This is a genomic window from Kitasatospora sp. P5_F3, from assembly GCF_054049135.1.
Genome location: NZ_JBFUMY010000025.1, coordinates 55,570 through 71,320, shown reverse-complemented (window position 1 = coordinate 71,320; position 15,751 = coordinate 55,570). Strand labels below are relative to the sequence as shown.

Below are 15,751 nucleotides of genomic sequence, written 5' to 3'. Positions count from 1 at the left end.
GCCGGTGGCAGACCCCTGACCAGGCGGCCCACATGCCGCAGCCCTAGGAAGAGGAGCAGGAGTGGCTCGCCGCTCGTACGCCAGGTTCGGCAACGCCGACTACGGGATCTGGTACCGCTTCGCGGCCGCGCTGGTGAAGCCGGTGACCACCGCGCTGGTGAAGCCGGACTGGCACGGGTGGGAGCAGTTGCCCGAGCGGGGCGGCTTCCTGGTGGTGGTGAACCACAACTCGCTGATCGATCCGCTGATCTACGCGCACTGGCAGTACAACAGCGGCCGGCCGCCCCGAATGCTCGGCAAGGCCGGGGTGTTCTCGGTGCCGTTCATCGGCTTCATGCTGAGGAAGACCGGCCAGATCCCGGTGTTCCGCGACTCCACCGACGCGTCCAAGGCGTTCCGGGCCGCGATCGCCGCCGTCGAGCAGGGCCAGTGCGTGCAGTTCTACCCCGAGGGCACCCTCACCCGGGACCCGGACGTCTGGCCGATGGCCGGCAAGAGCGGCGCGGCCCGGGTCGCGCTGATGACCGGCGCGCCGGTCATCCCGGTCGCGCACTGGGGCGCGCACGAGATCATCCCGCCGTACGGCCGGGGCGGGAAGGGCAAGTTGAACCTCTTCCCCCGGCACAAGGTGACCGTGGCGGCCGGGCCGCCGGTGGACCTGACCAGGTACCAGGGCCGGGAGCTGACCGCCGAGGTGCTGCGGGACGCCACCGAGGACATCATGACCGCGATCACCGAGGTGCTCGCGGGGATCCGCGGCGAACAGCCGCCGGCCGAGCGCTACGACATGCGGAAGGCGGCCCAGCAACGGGCCGACGACCACGCCGCCAAGAAGGACCGCGCCGCGGGCCGCCGGAACGACGAAGAGAGCACCAAGTGACCCGCTGCGCCGTGTTCGGGACCGGGTCCTGGGGGACCGCGTTCGCGATGATCCTGGCCGACGCCGGCTGCGAGGTGAGCCTCTGGGGCCGCCGCCAGGAGCTGGTGGACGCGATCAACGCGACCCACGCCAACCCGGACTACCTGCCGGACACCCGGCTGGCCGAGACCGTCCGGGCCACCACCGACCCCGCCGAGGCGCTGGCCGGGGCGGAGTTCGCGGTGCTCGCCGTGCCGTCCCAGACGCTCCGTCAGAACCTCGCCGCCTGGGCGCCGCTGCTCGGCCCCGACACGGTGCTGGTCTCGCTCATGAAGGGCATCGAACTCGGCACCGCCAAGCGGATGTCCGAGGTGATCCAGGAGGTCGCCAAGGTCGGCCCCGAGCGGGTCGCCGTGGTCAGCGGCCCCAACCTGGCCCGGGAGATCGCCAACAAGCAGCCCGCTGCCAGCGTGGTCGCCTGCACGGACGAGCTGGTCGCCAAGCGGCTCCAGCGGGCCTGTCACACGCCCTACTTCCGCCCGTACACCAACACCGACGTGGTCGGCTGCGAGCTCGGCGGCGCGGTGAAGAACGTGATCGGCCTGGCGGTCGGGATGGCCGACGGGATGGGCCTGGGCGACAACACCAAGGCCACCCTGATGACCCGTGGGCTGGCCGAGATCACCCGGCTCGGGCTGACCCTGGGCGCCGACCCGCACACCTTCGCCGGGCTGGCCGGGATGGGCGACCTGGTGGCGACCTGCTCCTCGCCGCTCTCCCGCAACCACACCTTCGGCACCAACCTCGGCCGCGGCATGTCTCTCGAGGAGACCATCGCCGCCACCAAGCAGACCGCCGAGGGCGTCAAGTCCTGCGAGTCGGTGCTCGACCTGGCCCGCCGGCACGGGGTCGACATGCCGATCGTGGCGGCCGTGGTGGACGTGGTGCACCACGGCCGGCCGACCCAGGAAGCGCTGGCCGGACTGATGGCCAGGTCGGCCAAGCCCGAACGTCACTGAACTCACCACAGCGCGGGTTACTTTCACCGAAACGCCCGCACGGTAGTCTCGAACACGATATGAGCATCGAAAAGACCTCCCCCAACGCGGCCAAGCCGCGCGTTGCGATCGTCTTCGGCGGCCGCAGCTCCGAGCACGGCATCTCGGTCGTCACGGCCGGCAGTGTGCTCAGGGCGATCGACCGGAGCAAGTACGAGGTGCTGCCGATCGGCATCACCCATGAGGGCCGCTGGGCCCTGGTCGGCGACGAACCGTCCCGGATGGCCATCACGGACGGGAAGCTCCCGGACGTCGACGGCGTCTCCGAGTCCACCGAGGGCCAGGTCGCGCTGCCCGGCAGCCCGGTCAGCCGCGAGGTGGTCTGGAGCGAGCCCGGCGCCGCGCCCAAGGTGCTCGGCGAGGTGGACGTGGTGCTGCCGCTGCTGCACGGCCCGTGGGGCGAGGACGGCACCATCCAGGGCCTGCTGGAGCTCTCCGGCGTCCCGTACGTCGGCTCCGGCGTGCTGGCCAGCGCGGCCGGCATGGACAAGGAGTTCACCAAGCGGATCCTGGAGTCGCACGGCATCGGCGTCGGCACCTACACCGTGGTGCGCCCGCGCGAGTGGGAGACCGAGACCGGCCGCGCCGCCGCCCGGGAGCGGATCGCCGCGCTCGGCCTGCCGCTCTTCGTGAAGCCCTGCCGGGCCGGCTCCAGCATGGGCATCACGAAGGTCAAGAACCTGGCCGACCTGGACGCCGCGATGGCCGAGGCCCGTCGGCACGACCCCAAGGTGATCGTCGAACTGGGCGTCGAGGGCCGCGAGATCGAGTGCGGCGTGCTGGAGTTCGAGGACGGCCCGCGGGCCAGCCTGCCGGCCGAGGTGCTGGTCGACGGGGACTACGAGTTCTACGACTTCGAGGCGAAGTACATCGACTCCTCCGAGGTGCAGATCCCGGCCCGGCTGACGGAGAGTGAGACGGCCGAGATCCGCCGGCAGGCGGTGCTGGCCTTCGACGCGCTCGGCTGCGAGGGCCTGGCCCGGGTCGACTTCTTCCTGCTGCCGGACGGCAGCTGGATCGTCAACGAGATCAACACCATGCCCGGCTTCACCCCCATCTCGGCCTACCCCAAGATGTGGGAGGCCACCGGCCTGCCCTACTCGGAGCTGATCGACCGGCTGCTCACCGCAGCCCTCAACCGCTCCACCGGCCTCCGGTAAAGGCATCCGCCGAGCTTTTTGGCAGGTGCTGAGGCATCTACGGTCAGGGGCTCGGGGAACTGCGACGCCGACCTCGTAAAAGGGTGATCCGGGCGTAAACGGTCAGGCACTTTCGCAGTGACCCGCACGCCAGATCTCGTCGCTGTTCCCCGATCCCCTGGGTAGTGCACCTACAAGCCGTCCGGAACAGTCGCCTTGATGGCGTCCGTCAACGAGCTGAGCGGGTCCAGGTAGTTGGGGTAGGCGCCCTTGGGCACGGTGACCTCGACGTACGCCTTCCGCAGCGTGGTGACGAAGCGGTAGCCGCCGTCCGGATCCTGGGTCATGCCCCACTGGACGTCGTTGACCTCCGGGGCGGCGGCCAGCGGGTCGTCGTCCAGGTAGCCGGGCCGGGCCAGCCCGCACTTCAGCACCGTCCGGGGCGAGCTGCCCCAGGCAGCGGTGTATGCCGAGGCGGGTGACGGGTCGTCACGGTCGTGACCGAGTACGGTCCCGGGCAACGCCTTGTCGAGCGCCTCGCAGAAGCCCGCCTCGGCGGCCCGGGGCGTGGGGGGAGTGACGTCGGCGGGCAGGCTCCAGCTCCAGCCCAGCAGACCGGCACAGGTCAGCAGGACGGCGGGCGGGACACCCCAACGAACGGTCGCAGGCAGGCTGCGCAGACGGCTCATCCCGCGATGGTAGCCAGCCCTTACAGCCGGACCACCGGGCAGGTCAGTGTCCGGGTGATGCCCTCGACCTGCTGGACCTGGGCGACCACCAGGCGGCCGAGGTCGTCGATGGTCTCGGCCTCGGCGCGCACGATCACGTCGTACGGCCCGGTGACGTCCTCGGCGGTGAGCACTCCGTCGATCTTCGCGATCGACTGGGCCACCGCGGTGGCCTTGCCCACCTCGGTCTGGATCAGGATGTATGCCTGTACCACGGGGGACCTCCAGCGGGGTGGGCTGATCGGCAGTCTGATCACCACGCTACCGCCCGGTGGGCCAGGTACGGGAGACCTCGGTACGGCCCGAGGGCGTACGCTGCGCGCGGGGGCGCGCAGGAGCGGCCTGGAGTCAGGTCAGTGAGAGAGGACGGCAGATGCAGGGGACCGTGGGCGAGCTCGGCGAGTTCGGACTCATCAGGGAGCTCACCGCCCGGCTGCCGCTCACCCCGGCCGTGGAGCTCGGGCCGGGCGACGACGCGGCCGTGGTGAAGACGCCCGACGGCCGGGTGGTGGCCACCACCGACGTGCTGATCGAGGGCCGGCACTTCCGCCGGGACTGGTCCACCGCGTACGACGTCGGCCGTAAGTGCGCCGCGCAGAACCTGGCCGACATCGCTGCGATGGGCGCGGTGCCGACCGCGATCCTGCTCGGCCTGGTCACCCCCGCCGACCTGCCGACCACCTGGGCCACCGAGCTGATGGACGGCCTGCGGGACGAGTGCCAGGTGGCCGGGGCGACCGTGGTCGGCGGCGACGTGGTGCGCGGGGAGACCATCACGCTGGCGATCACCGCGCTCGGCGACCTGCAGGGCCGGGCCCCGGTGAAGCGCTCCGGCGCCCAGCTCGGCGACGTGGTCGCGGTGACCGGCTGGCTGGGCTGGTCGGCCGCCGGGCTGACCGTGCTGTCCCGGGGCTTCCGCTCGCCGCGGGCCTTCGTCGAGGCGCACCGCCGTCCGGAGCCGCCGTATCACGCGGGCCCGGCCGCCTCCGACCTCGGCGCCACCGCGATGATCGACGTCAGCGACGGTCTGGTGGCCGACCTCGGCCATGTCGCCAAGGCCAGCGGGGTGGACATCGACCTGCGGGCGGCCGACTTCGACGTGCCTGCCCAGATGGCGGACATCGGCCAGGCGGTCGGGGTCGATCCGCTTGTATGGGTGCTGTCCGGTGGGGAGGACCACGCGATCGTGGCCACCTTCCCGAGCACCGTCCAGCTGCCCGCCCGATGGCGTGTGGTCGGCGAGGTGGTGCGCACGGCGAGCGCGGCCCGGGGTGGACAGGTCACCGTGGACGGCGCTCCGTGGGACCGGGCCGGCGGCTGGGACCACTTCGCTGCGGAGTAGCGAGATTGACACTTCGCTGCGGAGTAGCGGCTTCGAGGCGCAGGATTTGAGCTGACGCAAGGTCGGGCGGGTAGCCTGAGCGCTGTCGGCATGTCCGGTCTGTCCGGGGTGTCCGGTTCGTACGAGAATCCATCAACTCGGGGGCCTGCGCTGCCCCAGGAGCGGGAGAGCACGCCCCCATGAGAATCGGCGTCCTGACCAGCGGCGGAGACTGCCCCGGCCTCAACGCGGTGATCCGCTCGGTGGTACACCGCGGCACCGACGTGCACGGCGACGAGATCGTCGGCATCGAGGACGGCTTCCTCGGCCTGATCGAAGGCCGTGCCCGGCCGGTCTCGCACGACGACGTGACCGGTCTGCTCACCCTCGGCGGGACCATCCTCGGCTCGGCCCGGGTGCAGCGGGAGCGGATCGACTGGGCGGTGGAGAACGCCGACCGGCTGGCGAAGAACATCGGCATCGACGCGCTGATCGCGATCGGCGGCGAGGGCACGCTGACCGCCGCCAAGATGTTCAGCGACGCCGGGCTGCCGGTGGTCGGCGTACCGAAGACCATCGACAACGACATCGACGCCACCGACGTGACCTTCGGCTTCGACACCGCCGTGCACGTGGCCACCGAGGCGATCGACCGGCTGAAGACCACCGCCGAGTCGCACCAGCGGGTGATGGTGGTCGAGCTGATGGGCCGTCACACCGGCTGGATCACGCTCACCGCCGGGATGGCCGGCGGCGCGCACGGCATCCTGATCCCGGAGAAGCCGTTCGACATCGAGGCGGTGGCCCGGATGATCGAGGAGCGCTTCCAGCGCGGCAAGAAGTTCGCCATCATCGCGGTCGCCGAGGGTGCGAAGCCGATGCCGGGCACGCTCCGCTTCGACCACGGCGCGGTCGACCAGTACGGTCACCAGACCTTCGGCGGGATCGGCACCAAGCTCGCGCACGAGCTGGAGGACCTGCTCGGCAAGGAGTCCAGGCCGGTGATCCTCGGGCACACCCAGCGCGGCGGCACCCCCACCGCGCGGGACCGGGTGCTGGCCACCCGGTTCGGCTGGCACGCCGTGGAGGCTGTGCACAAGGGGGCGTTCGGGCACTTCACCGCGCTGCGCGGGACCGAGATCGTGCTGGCCCCGGTCGCCGAGGCGGTCACCCGGCTGAAGACCGTGCCGCAGGACCGCTGGGCAGAGTCCGAAGCCGTCCTCTGACGGCTGGTTCGGTAGGTTGGCGGCATGGTTGCTCCTCCTCGCGTACTCACCGTGGCCGGCTCCGACTCCGGCGGCGGCGCCGGCATCCAGGCCGATCTCAAGACGATGCTGGCGCTCGGCGTGCACGGCATGAGCGTGCTCACCGCCGTCACCGCGCAGAACTCGGTCGGGGTCCAGGGCTACTGGGAGCTGCCCGCCGAGGCGGTCCGGGCCCAGTTCCGCTCGGTGGTCGACGACATCGGTGTGCAGGCCGTGAAGACCGGCATGCTCGCCTCGGTCGAGTTGGTGGAGACCGTCTCGGAACTCCTCGCCGGGGTCGACGCCCCGGTGGTGGTCGACCCGGTCGGCGTCTCCAAGCACGGTGACGCGCTGCTCGCCGCCGAGGCGGTGGCCACCGTACGGGAGCGGCTGCTGCCGGTGGCCACCCTCGCCACGCCCAACCTGCACGAGGTGACGCAGCTCACCGGCCTCGAGGTGACGGGCGAACGGGACATGGCGGCCGCCGCCGAAGCCCTGCTCGGGTACGGCCCGGCCTGGGTGCTGATCAAGGGCGGCCACCTCGAAGGGGAGGCCGCCGACCTGCTGGTCGGCGCGGACGGTTCGGCGCACTGGTACCGGGCAGCCCGGTACGACAACCGGCACACCCACGGCACCGGCTGCACGCTGGCCAGCGCGATCGCGGCCGAGCTGGCCAAGGGCGCGGCGATGCCGGAGGCGGTGGCGGGCGCGAAGGAGTACGTGACCGGCGCGATCCGGGGCGGCTTCGCGCTGGGCGCGGGCATCGGCCCGGTGGACCACGCCTGGCGCTGGCGCGACTGACCGCGGAACGACCGAAGGGCGGACCCGAGGGTCCGCCCTTCAACCGGTGCGGTGGGGCAGTAAGACAGAAAGCCGACCCACCCGAGGGTGAATCGGCGATCTGGAGGACCGGCTAACCGGTCTGCGCGTCAGCGCGAGACCTTACCGGCCTTGATGCACGAGGTGCAGACGTTGAGCCGCTTCGGCGTCCGACCGACCGTCGCACGCACCGTCTGAATGTTGGGGTTCCAACGACGGGGAGTACGGCGGTGCGAGTGGGAGATGCTGTTGCCGAAGCCCGGCCCCTTGCCGCAGACGTCGCAGTTGGCAGCCACAGGAGTCACTCCAAGACTTCAGATCATTTACGTTCGAAAACCCCGGCTGAACCAACCGTGCCACTCGCGTGGACCGGACCGCTTCAAGGGGTGAGCCCGGACTGTTCCAGGCAACCGGGAGAGCATACAACGACGACTCCCGTTCAATGAAATTACCACGGTCCGGCCCTTGATCATCCCCCGGCAGCCCGTCGGCCAGCAGCGATCGCCACCCCGGCCCGATAACCTGCCAGCATCGCCCCAGCCACCGCGTCCACCTGTGTCCCGCCCAGGGTTCGGGTGGCGTTCACCCGGAGGAGAGACCTGGTGCTGGACACGCTCGACGCCACCACCGTCCGCACCTGGTGCCGCCTCGCCCTGACCGCGCTCGGCCAGGCCCGCGAGGAGATCGACGCGCTCAACGTCTACCCCGTCCCGGACGGCGACACCGGCACCAACCTCTACCTCACCGTGGAGTCCGCCGCCGAGGCCGTCGAACGGTGCTTCGCCGAACAGGCCGACCCCGAACTCGGCAGCGCGATGGCGGCCGGCGCCCGGGGCGCGCTGATCGGCGCCCAGGGCAACTCCGGGGTGATCCTGGCCCAGTGGCTGCGCGGCCTGGCCGAGGTGCTCGCCCTCGGTGGCGAGCCCGCCGACCTGCGCAAGGGCCTGCTGCGAGCCGCCGAATCCGCCTACCAGGCCGTCGCCGAGCCGGTCGAGGGCACCCTGCTCACCGTCGCCGCCGCTGCCGCCCGGGCCGCCGCCCAAGGCGCGGGCTCGTTGGCCGAGGCCACCGACACCGCCTACCGGGCCGCCCGGGAGGCACTGCTGCGCACCCCCTCCCAACTCGCCGTCCTCGCCGAGGCCGGCGTGGTGGACGCCGGCGGCCGCGGACTGGTCGCCATCCTCGGCACCCTCTCGGACGCCGTCACCGGCAAGACCCCGATGGGGCCGCTTCGGCAGGAGTTCGTCCGCGAGGTCCGGCCGGCCGGCTGCGAGGGTCACGAACGCCCGCCGGGCCCCGGCCACCCCGCCTTCGAGGTGATCTACCTGTTGGACGCCCCGGACCAGGCACTGCCGACGCTCCGTGCCGAACTGGCCGGGCTCGGCGACTCCCTGGTGGTCGGCGGCGGCGACGGCCTGTGGAACGTCCACGTCCACGTGGACGACGCGGGCGCCGCCGTCGAGGCCGGGGTCCGGGCCGGACGGCCGTACCAGATCCGGATCACCCACTTCGCCGAGGCCGCCGCCCGGGCGGGGGAGCGCGACCGGGAGACCACCGCGGGCCGGGCGGTGCTCAGCGTGGTGGCCGGCGCCGGACTGGCCGAGCTCTGCGAACAGGCCGGGGCGCACGTCCTGCACGCCGACCCGGACCGGCCGCCCGCCAGTGCCGAACTGGTCACCGCCGTCCGCCGCTGCGCCGCGCACGAGGTGATCCTGCTGCTCAACGACCCCGAGCTGCGGGCCGCCGCCGGTGCCGCCGCCGACCAGCTCCGGCAGGACGGCGTACGGATCGCCGTGCTGCCCACCCGCTCGCCCGTGCAGGGCCTGGCCGCGCTGGCCGTGCACGAGCCCGCGCGCCGGTTCGACGAGGACGTGGTCGCGATGACCTCCGCCGCCGGGGCCACCCGGTACGCCGAACTCGCGGTCGCCGAGGGTGAGTCCTGGACCATGGCGGGGGTGTGCCAGGCCGGGGACGTACTCGGCCTGATCGACGGCGACGTGGTGGTGATCGGCGAGGACCTGGTCGTGATCGGCGAGGAACTGCTCGGCCGGATGCTCGCGGCCGGCGGCGAACTGGTCACCCTGGTGCTCGGCGAGGGTGCCCCGGCCGAGCTGGCCGACCGGCTGGTCGCGCACGCCCGTCGCCAGCGCCCCGAGGTGGACACCGTGGTCTACGACGGCCGCCAGCAGTCGGCCACCCTGCTGATCGGGGTGGAGTGATCCTGGCTGTCGCCCCCGTGGTGTCCAATAGGTCCGATGGGCGCTCTCGATGAATCTCTGACCAAGCTGGTCGGCGACCGCACCGCCAAGGTGCTGGCCGACAGCCTCAAGCTGCGCACGGTCGGCGACCTGCTGCACCACTACCCCCGGCGGTACGTGGAACGCGGCCAGCTCACCAGCCTGGACGATCTCGAGGTGGACGAGCACGTCACCGTGCTGGCGCGGATCGAGAAGGTCACCCTGATCCCGTTCAAGGCCCGCAAGGGCGACCGCCTCGAAGTGGTGGTCACCGACGGGCGCGGGCGGCTCAGCCTGGTCTTCTTCAACCAGGGCTGGCGGCAGAAGGACCTTCGCGCCGGCTCCCAGGGCCTGTTCGCCGGCAAGGTCGGCGTCTTCAACGGCAAGCGCCAACTGGCCTCGCCCGACTATCAGTTGATCGACGCTGAGGACGGCGCTCCGGAGGCCGACAAGTTCGCCGGGCGGCTGATCCCGGTCTACCCCGCGAGTGCCCAGATGCCCAGCTGGAAGCTCTCGCTCTGCGTCGAGGTGGCCCTCGACAAGCACCTCGCCGACGTCGGCGAACCCCTCCCGGCCGAGCTGCGCGGCAAGCACGAGCTGATCCCGCTCCCCGAGGCGCTGGAGCTGATCCACCGCCCGCGCAACCAGGCCGACAAGGAGCGGGCCCGGGACCGCCTGCGCTGGGACGAGGCCTTCGTCCTGCAGGTCGCCCTGGCCCAGCGCCGGGCCGCCGACTCCGCGCTCCCCGCCGTCGCCCGCAAGCCCGTCCCCGACGGTTTGCTGGACGCCTTCGACGCCCGCCTCCCGTTCGAGCTGACGGACGGGCAGAAGACCGTCTCCGCCGAGATCTTCACCGACCTCGGCACCGAACACCCCATGCACCGCCTGCTCCAGGGCGAGGTCGGCAGCGGAAAGACCCTGGTGGCACTGCGGGCGATGCTGGCCGTGGTGGACGCGGGCGGGCAGGCGGTGCTGCTGGCGCCGACCGAGGTGTTGGCGCAGCAGCACCACCGGTCGATCGTCGAGATGATGGGCGACCTGGCGGAGGGCGGCATGATCGGCGGCTCCGACCTGGGGACGAAGGTCGCGCTGCTGACCGGATCGATGGGGACGGCCGCGCGGCGGCAGGCGATGCTCGACATGGCCTGCGGGGACGCCGGGATCGCGATCGGCACGCACGCCCTGATCGAGGACAAGGTGCAGTTCCAGGACCTCGGTCTGGTGGTGGTGGACGAGCAGCACCGGTTCGGCGTCGAGCAGCGGGACGCGCTGCGGGCCAAGGGGGACCAGCCGCCGCACCTGCTGGTGATGACGGCCACGCCGATCCCGCGCACGGTGGCGATGACGGTCTTCGGCGACCTGGAGACCTCGGTGCTGGACCAGCTGCCGGCCGGGCGCTCGCCGATCTCCACCCACGTGGTGCCCGCCGTCGAGAAGCCCAACTTCCTGGCCCGGGCCTGGGAACGGGTCCGCGAGGAGGTCGGCAAGGGCCACCAGGCGTACGTGGTCTGCCCCCGGATCGGCGACGAGCCGGAGGACGGGCCGGGGAAGAAGAAGCGCAAGGCGGTGACGGACGACCCGGAGGACCTGGGCGCGGCCAGTGACGAGAAGCGGCCGCCGCTGTCGGTGGTGGAGACCGCCGAGATGCTCACCAAGGGACCGTTGGCCGGGCTGCGGGTGGAGATCCTGCACGGGCGGCTGACGCCGGAGGCCAAGGACGACGTGATGCGGCGGTTCGCGGCCGGTCGGGTGGACGTGCTGGTCGCCACCACGGTGATCGAGGTCGGCGTGAACGTCCCCAACTCGACCGCGATGGTGATCATGGACGCCGACCGGTTCGGCGTCTCCCAGCTGCACCAGCTGCGCGGCCGGGTCGGCCGTGGCTCGGCCCCCGGGCTCTGCCTGCTGGTCAGCGACATGCCCGCGGCCAGCGCCGCCCGGGCCCGGCTGGACGCGGTGGCCGGCACCCTGGACGGCTTCGAGCTGTCCCGGATCGACCTGGAGCAGCGCCGGGAGGGCGATGTGCTCGGCCAGGCGCAGTCCGGGGTGAAGTCCTCGCTCAAGGTGCTCTCGGTGCTGGACGACGAGGAGGTCATCGCGACCGCCCGCGAGGAGGCCGCCCGACTGGTCGCCGAGGACCCGTCACTGGCCGCCCATCCGGAGCTGCGCACCGCCCTGGAGAGCCTGCTCGACGAGGACCGCGCGGAGTACCTGGAGAAGGGGTAATTCCCCTGCTCGGCAAGGCTGTTGGACCCCCTGAATTGTCAGTGCCGGGCGAGAGAATGTAGTTGTTCGGGACGCACCCCCAAGGTGCGCTCCCGGCACGACACCTGGGGGTTCCGCCTTGGCTTTCCGTCATCTCAACGAGCTTCCGCTGGGCGACAAGGTCTTCCGGATCGAGCTGGCCAGCGAGGACGACCGTGAGGTCACCCTCACCCTGACCGGCTGGCGCGAGGGCGCCGCCGCCACCCCGCTCGCCACCGGCAAGCTCCGGCTGCCGGTGGAGGACGTGGCCAACCTGCGGATCGCGCTGAACCGCGCGCTGCGGGCGATGGCCATCGTCGCCGACGTCTCCGAACCCATCCCCGACCGCGACGTGCTGCGCGAGCTCTACCCCGGACACGGCGCCCCCTGGGTGCCGCAGCACGAGGAGGAGCTGACCCGTCGGTTCCACGACGGCGACACGGTGGCCCGGATCGCCGCCCGCTTCGGCCGGACGCCCGACTCGGTCCGCACCAAGCTGCGCGAGCTCGGCCACGACCCCCCCGCCCCCCCCCCCCCCCCCCCCCCCCCCCCCCCCCCCGCTGCGCGTGCGCCCGGCGGCCGGCCAGCGGATAGCGTGTCAGATGCATCCAGGCAGGGTGTATCCAGAAGGGACCGCACTTCTCATGACCCGCGTGATCGCCGGGGTGGCCGGTGGCCGCCGTCTCTCCGTGCTCCCAGGCCGGACCACCCGCCCGACCTCCGACAAGGCGCGGGAGGCGATGTTCTCCACCCTGGCCGCGCTGCGCGGCACCCTGCACGGGGCCCGGATGCTGGACCTGTTCGGCGGATCAGGGGCGGTCGGCCTGGAGGCGCTGTCCCGGGGTGCCGAGCACGTCCTGCTGGTGGAGGCGGACGCGGGTGCCGCGAAGGTGATCCGGGAGAACGTCCGGATCGTCGCCCTGCCGGGCGCCGAGGTGCGGGCCGACCGGGCCGAACGGGTGATCGCGGGCCGGGCCCCGGAGACGCCGTACGACCTGCTCTTCCTGGATCCGCCGTACTCGGTCACCGACGAGGAGGTGCGGGAGATGATGGTCACACTCCTGGCCGGGGGCTGGCTCACGGCGGACGCACTCGTCACCGTGGAACGCAGCACCAGGGGCGGCGAGTTCGGCTGGCCCGAGGGTTTCGAGGCCGAGCGCTCCCGGCGCTACGGCGAGGGCACCCTCTGGTACGGTCGCGCCGCCAACGGACCTGCCGAAGACTCGTAGCAGCCCACCCATCAGGCCCCACAAGGGAGTCCATGTCATGCGCCGCGCCGTCTGCCCGGGTTCCTTCGACCCGATCACCAACGGACACCTCGACATCATCGAGCGTGCCTCCAAGCTGTACGACGTGGTCCATGTCGCGGTGGCGATCAACAAGAACAAGCAGGGCATGTTCACCGTCGAGGAGCGGATCGCGCTGATCGAGGAGACCACCGCCCAGTACGGCAACATCGTGGTCGAGTCGCACTACGGCCTGCTGGTGGACTTCTGCCGGGAGCGCGGCATCCCGGCGATCATCAAGGGGCTGCGGGCGGTCAGCGACTTCGACTACGAGCTGCAGATGGCCCAGATGAACCGCGGCCTGTCCGGCGTCGAGACGCTCTTCGTGCCGACCTCGCCGACCTACAGCTTCCTCTCCTCCACCCTGGTCAAGGAGGTCGCCTCGTACGGGGGCGACGTCTCGCACCTGCTGCCGGAGACCGTGAACCGCCGGCTGGTCGAGCGGATCGCCGAGCGGGCGAAGCAGTAGCACCCGAACAAATCGGATCAGGTCTGGCGAAGCGTCACATACCGTCCCCCGCCCGGCCGAGCGGCTGGCCTCGGACATTGTGAGCTCTCCCCGCTCTGGACGTACAGTCTGTACTCCTGCCCGGAGGCGCCACGCCGAAGGGCACTGCCTCCGCCGCAGCTCGGCGGCACACGGAAAGACAGAAGCCCCCGTGGACGTGCAGAACAGACTTGACGCGATCGTCACGGCGGTGGAGAACGCCCGCTCGATGCCCATGTCGGCGTCCTGCGTGGTGAACCGGGCCGAGCTGGTCGGCCTGCTCCAGCAGCTCCGCGAGGCGCTGCCCGCCGAACTCGCCCAGGCCCAGTCGGTGATGGCCGACCACGAGCAGGTGGTCGCGGACGCCCAGGCCCAGGCCGACCAGATCATCCAGGGTGCGCACAGCGAGCGCGGCTCGCTGATCTCCGACACCGAGGTGGTGCTGCGCGCGCAGGCCGAGGCGGACCGGATTCTCGGCGAGGCCAAGACCGAGGTGCAGACCAAGCTGGCCGAGGCCGACGACTACGTCGACTCCAAGCTGGCCAACTTCGAGGTGGTGCTCACCAAGACGCTCGGCGCGGTCGGCCGCGGCCGGACCAAGCTGCGCGGCGACGCCAGCGTCTTCGAGCAGCCCTACGACGAGGACGCGACCGACGGCGAGGAGTTCCGCTCCCGGGTCAGCCCGAGCCCCGAGGTCGACGAGTACGTCGATGTGAAGCTCGCCACCCTGGAGACGGTGCTCAGCAAGACCCTCGAAGCGGTCGGCAAGGGCCGGGACAAGCTTCTCGGCAAGGCCTCGGTCGACGAGCTCGGCGCCTATCTGGCCGCCGCCGACGAGGCCCAGCAGCTCAAGGACCGGGCCGAGGCGGTCGCGGCCGGCTTCTCCGAGGACGGCTTCGACCCCAGCGGCGGCGGTGGCTTCGACGCGAACGGCCAGGAGCAGCCCTGGTACCGGGCCGAGGTCCCGCAGCAGCAGAGCTGGCCCGAGCCGACCCCGGCGGCAGCCGGCTGGCAGGCCCCGGAGGCCGACCAGTACGCCGCCGCGCAGTACACCGAGGTCTACGGCGGCGGCTACGACCCGGCCGGCCAGCCGCAGACCGACCCGTACGGCTACCCGCAGCAGCCGCAGCCGAGCTACGGCGGCCAGGGTTTCGACACCCAGGGCGCCCAGGGCTTCGACTACGGCTACCAGCAGCAGCCGGTCTACCAGGAGCAGCCGCAGGAGCAGCAGGCGTACGACGCCTACGGCTACCCGCAGCAGGCCGCCCAGGTGCCGCAGCAGGCCGCGCTGGACGAGACCAGCTTCTTCGACACCAGCATGATCGACATGACCCGGCTGCGGGAGCTCGGCGGCAGGTGAAGTTGGGCCAGGCCGGAGTGTCCGGTAGTCTGACCACTCCGGCCTGTTCGTTGCTGGGCTGTTCTGCTGCCTCGAAGCAGCCGGATCGAACCAAATCCGCGCCACGCAGGGATGCGTGCCGCCTCCAGGAAGTCAGGACACCTTGAACCGCCTCGACCACCGCGACCCGCTCGTGTTCGACACGCATGAGCTCGGCCGTCGCCCGGGATCGTTGCGCAAGATGGTCCGCACCGTGGAGGCCCCGGAGGGTCTTGGCATCATCGATGTCATCGCCGTTCCGGTGAAGAGCGAGATCGAGATCGAGCTCCGTCAGGAGTCCGTGGTCGAGGGCGTGCTGGTGACCGGCCGCGCCAGGGCCAGGGTCGAGGGCGAGTGCGTGCGCTGCCTGGAGCCGATCGAGGACCGCCTGCGGGTTGAGTTCCAGGAGCTCTTCTACTACCCCGAGTCCGACGAGCGCACCCGCGCCCGGACCGCCGGGGCCGACGACCTCGACGAGGAGTCGGACGACGAGACTTACCGTCTGGAGGGCGATTTCTTCGACCTCCGGCCGGTGCTGCGTGACGCGGTGGTGCTCGCACTGCCGCTGCAGCCGGTGTGCCAGGAAGACTGCCTGGGCCTGTGCTCCGAATGCGGAGCGCGCCTGAGCGACGACCCGGCCCACCACCACGATGCCGTCGACCCCCGGTGGGCGGCTCTGCAGGGACTCTCCGCCGCCCCCGGCGACGAGGGTGACGGAATCAAGAACAGCGACACCCGTGAGGGTGGAGCCGAGAACCAGGAGAAGTAGCCGTGGCTGTTCCGAAGCGGAAGATGTCGCGCAGCAACACGCGCCACCGTCGGTCCAACTGGAAGGCCGTTGTCCCGGCCCTGGTGGCGTGTGACCGCTGCCACGAGCCGAAGCTTGGTCACATCGCGTGCCCGAGCTGCGGCACGTACAACCGTCGCCAGGTCCTCTCGGTCTGATCGGCG

At 71.5% G+C, this 15,751-nt stretch carries 16 protein-coding genes; 13 read left to right on the top strand and 3 right to left on the bottom strand.

Annotation, left to right across the window (positions count from 1 at the left end):
* The first annotated feature begins 61 nt into the window (after positions 1–61).
* From ACXJMZ_RS17180 to ACXJMZ_RS17170, 3 genes are read left to right on the top strand one after another with little or no spacing between them, the layout of a single operon-like run.
* Positions 62–880 (top strand): lysophospholipid acyltransferase family protein, encoded by an 819-nt coding sequence (locus ACXJMZ_RS17180; protein WP_457030910.1) that lies wholly within the window; start codon positions 62–64, stop codon positions 878–880.
* Positions 877–1,878, top strand: coding sequence for an NAD(P)H-dependent glycerol-3-phosphate dehydrogenase (locus tag ACXJMZ_RS17175; RefSeq protein WP_457030909.1), 1,002 nt, complete (start codon positions 877–879; stop codon positions 1,876–1,878). Before ACXJMZ_RS17180 ends, ACXJMZ_RS17175 begins: the two co-directional genes overlap by 4 nt.
* A gap of 59 nt (positions 1,879–1,937) precedes the next feature.
* The gene (locus ACXJMZ_RS17170; RefSeq protein WP_457030908.1) at positions 1,938–3,077 is read left to right on the top strand and encodes a D-alanine--D-alanine ligase family protein; all 1,140 of its coding nucleotides are present in this window, start codon (positions 1,938–1,940) and stop codon (positions 3,075–3,077) included.
* Positions 3,078–3,247: 170 nt separating this feature from the next.
* On the opposite strand, the gene ACXJMZ_RS17165 is transcribed toward ACXJMZ_RS17170, so the two are convergent.
* Entirely contained in the window at positions 3,248–3,745 is a 498-nt protein-coding gene (locus ACXJMZ_RS17165; protein ID WP_457030907.1) for a DUF3515 domain-containing protein, read from the bottom strand.
* 20 nt (positions 3,746–3,765) lie between these two features.
* Complete coding sequence (locus ACXJMZ_RS17160) at positions 3,766–3,999, bottom strand: Lrp/AsnC family transcriptional regulator (protein ID WP_057232247.1); 234 nt, start codon at positions 3,997–3,999, stop codon at positions 3,766–3,768.
* 158 nt (positions 4,000–4,157) lie between these two features.
* Between ACXJMZ_RS17160 and ACXJMZ_RS17155 the strand changes: the two genes are divergently transcribed.
* The 3 genes from ACXJMZ_RS17155 to thiD all read left to right on the top strand — a co-directional run bounded on the left by ACXJMZ_RS17155 (position 4,158) and on the right by thiD (position 7,150).
* Positions 4,158–5,126, top strand: coding sequence for a thiamine-phosphate kinase (locus tag ACXJMZ_RS17155; protein WP_457030906.1), 969 nt, complete (start codon positions 4,158–4,160; stop codon positions 5,124–5,126).
* A gap of 179 nt (positions 5,127–5,305) precedes the next feature.
* Positions 5,306–6,331, top strand: coding sequence for a 6-phosphofructokinase (locus ACXJMZ_RS17150; protein ID WP_457030905.1), 1,026 nt, complete (start codon positions 5,306–5,308; stop codon positions 6,329–6,331).
* A gap of 24 nt (positions 6,332–6,355) precedes the next feature.
* Positions 6,356–7,150 carry a bifunctional hydroxymethylpyrimidine kinase/phosphomethylpyrimidine kinase gene (thiD, locus tag ACXJMZ_RS17145; protein WP_457030904.1) on the top strand — a complete coding sequence of 265 codons (795 nt, stop codon included), beginning with the start codon at positions 6,356–6,358 and terminating at the stop codon, positions 7,148–7,150.
* A gap of 128 nt (positions 7,151–7,278) precedes the next feature.
* Here the strand turns inward: thiD and rpmB are convergent, their stop codons facing one another.
* Positions 7,279–7,464, bottom strand: a complete 186-nt coding sequence (gene rpmB, locus ACXJMZ_RS17140; RefSeq protein ID WP_082598345.1) for a 50S ribosomal protein L28 — start codon at positions 7,462–7,464, stop codon at positions 7,279–7,281.
* 306 nt (positions 7,465–7,770) lie between these two features.
* On the opposite strand from rpmB, the gene ACXJMZ_RS17135 reads away from it, so the two are divergent.
* The 7 genes from ACXJMZ_RS17135 to rpmF all read left to right on the top strand — a co-directional run bounded on the left by ACXJMZ_RS17135 (position 7,771) and on the right by rpmF (position 15,745).
* A complete protein-coding gene (locus ACXJMZ_RS17135) occupies positions 7,771–9,387 on the top strand; it encodes a DAK2 domain-containing protein (protein ID WP_457030903.1) in 1,617 nt (538 codons plus the stop codon).
* A gap of 36 nt (positions 9,388–9,423) precedes the next feature.
* Complete coding sequence (gene recG / locus ACXJMZ_RS17130) at positions 9,424–11,631, top strand: ATP-dependent DNA helicase RecG (protein ID WP_457030902.1); 2,208 nt, start codon at positions 9,424–9,426, stop codon at positions 11,629–11,631.
* 662 nt (positions 11,632–12,293) lie between these two features.
* On the top strand, positions 12,294–12,878 hold the full coding sequence (gene rsmD / locus ACXJMZ_RS17125; RefSeq protein ID WP_457030901.1) for a 16S rRNA (guanine(966)-N(2))-methyltransferase RsmD: 585 nt from the start codon (positions 12,294–12,296) through the stop codon (positions 12,876–12,878).
* Between the two features lie 37 nt (positions 12,879–12,915).
* Positions 12,916–13,404 carry a pantetheine-phosphate adenylyltransferase gene (gene coaD, locus ACXJMZ_RS17120; RefSeq protein ID WP_057232264.1) on the top strand — a complete coding sequence of 163 codons (489 nt, stop codon included), beginning with the start codon at positions 12,916–12,918 and terminating at the stop codon, positions 13,402–13,404.
* A gap of 196 nt (positions 13,405–13,600) precedes the next feature.
* Positions 13,601–14,782, top strand: a complete 1,182-nt coding sequence (locus ACXJMZ_RS17115) for a cell division initiation protein (protein ID WP_457030900.1) — start codon at positions 13,601–13,603, stop codon at positions 14,780–14,782.
* Positions 14,783–14,924: 142 nt separating this feature from the next.
* Positions 14,925–15,569 (top strand): YceD family protein, encoded by a 645-nt coding sequence (locus tag ACXJMZ_RS17110; RefSeq protein ID WP_457030899.1) that lies wholly within the window; start codon positions 14,925–14,927, stop codon positions 15,567–15,569.
* 2 nt (positions 15,570–15,571) lie between these two features.
* Entirely contained in the window at positions 15,572–15,745 is a 174-nt protein-coding gene (gene rpmF / locus ACXJMZ_RS17105) for a 50S ribosomal protein L32 (RefSeq protein WP_030056747.1), read from the top strand.
* The last annotated feature ends 6 nt before the right edge of the window (positions 15,746–15,751 follow it).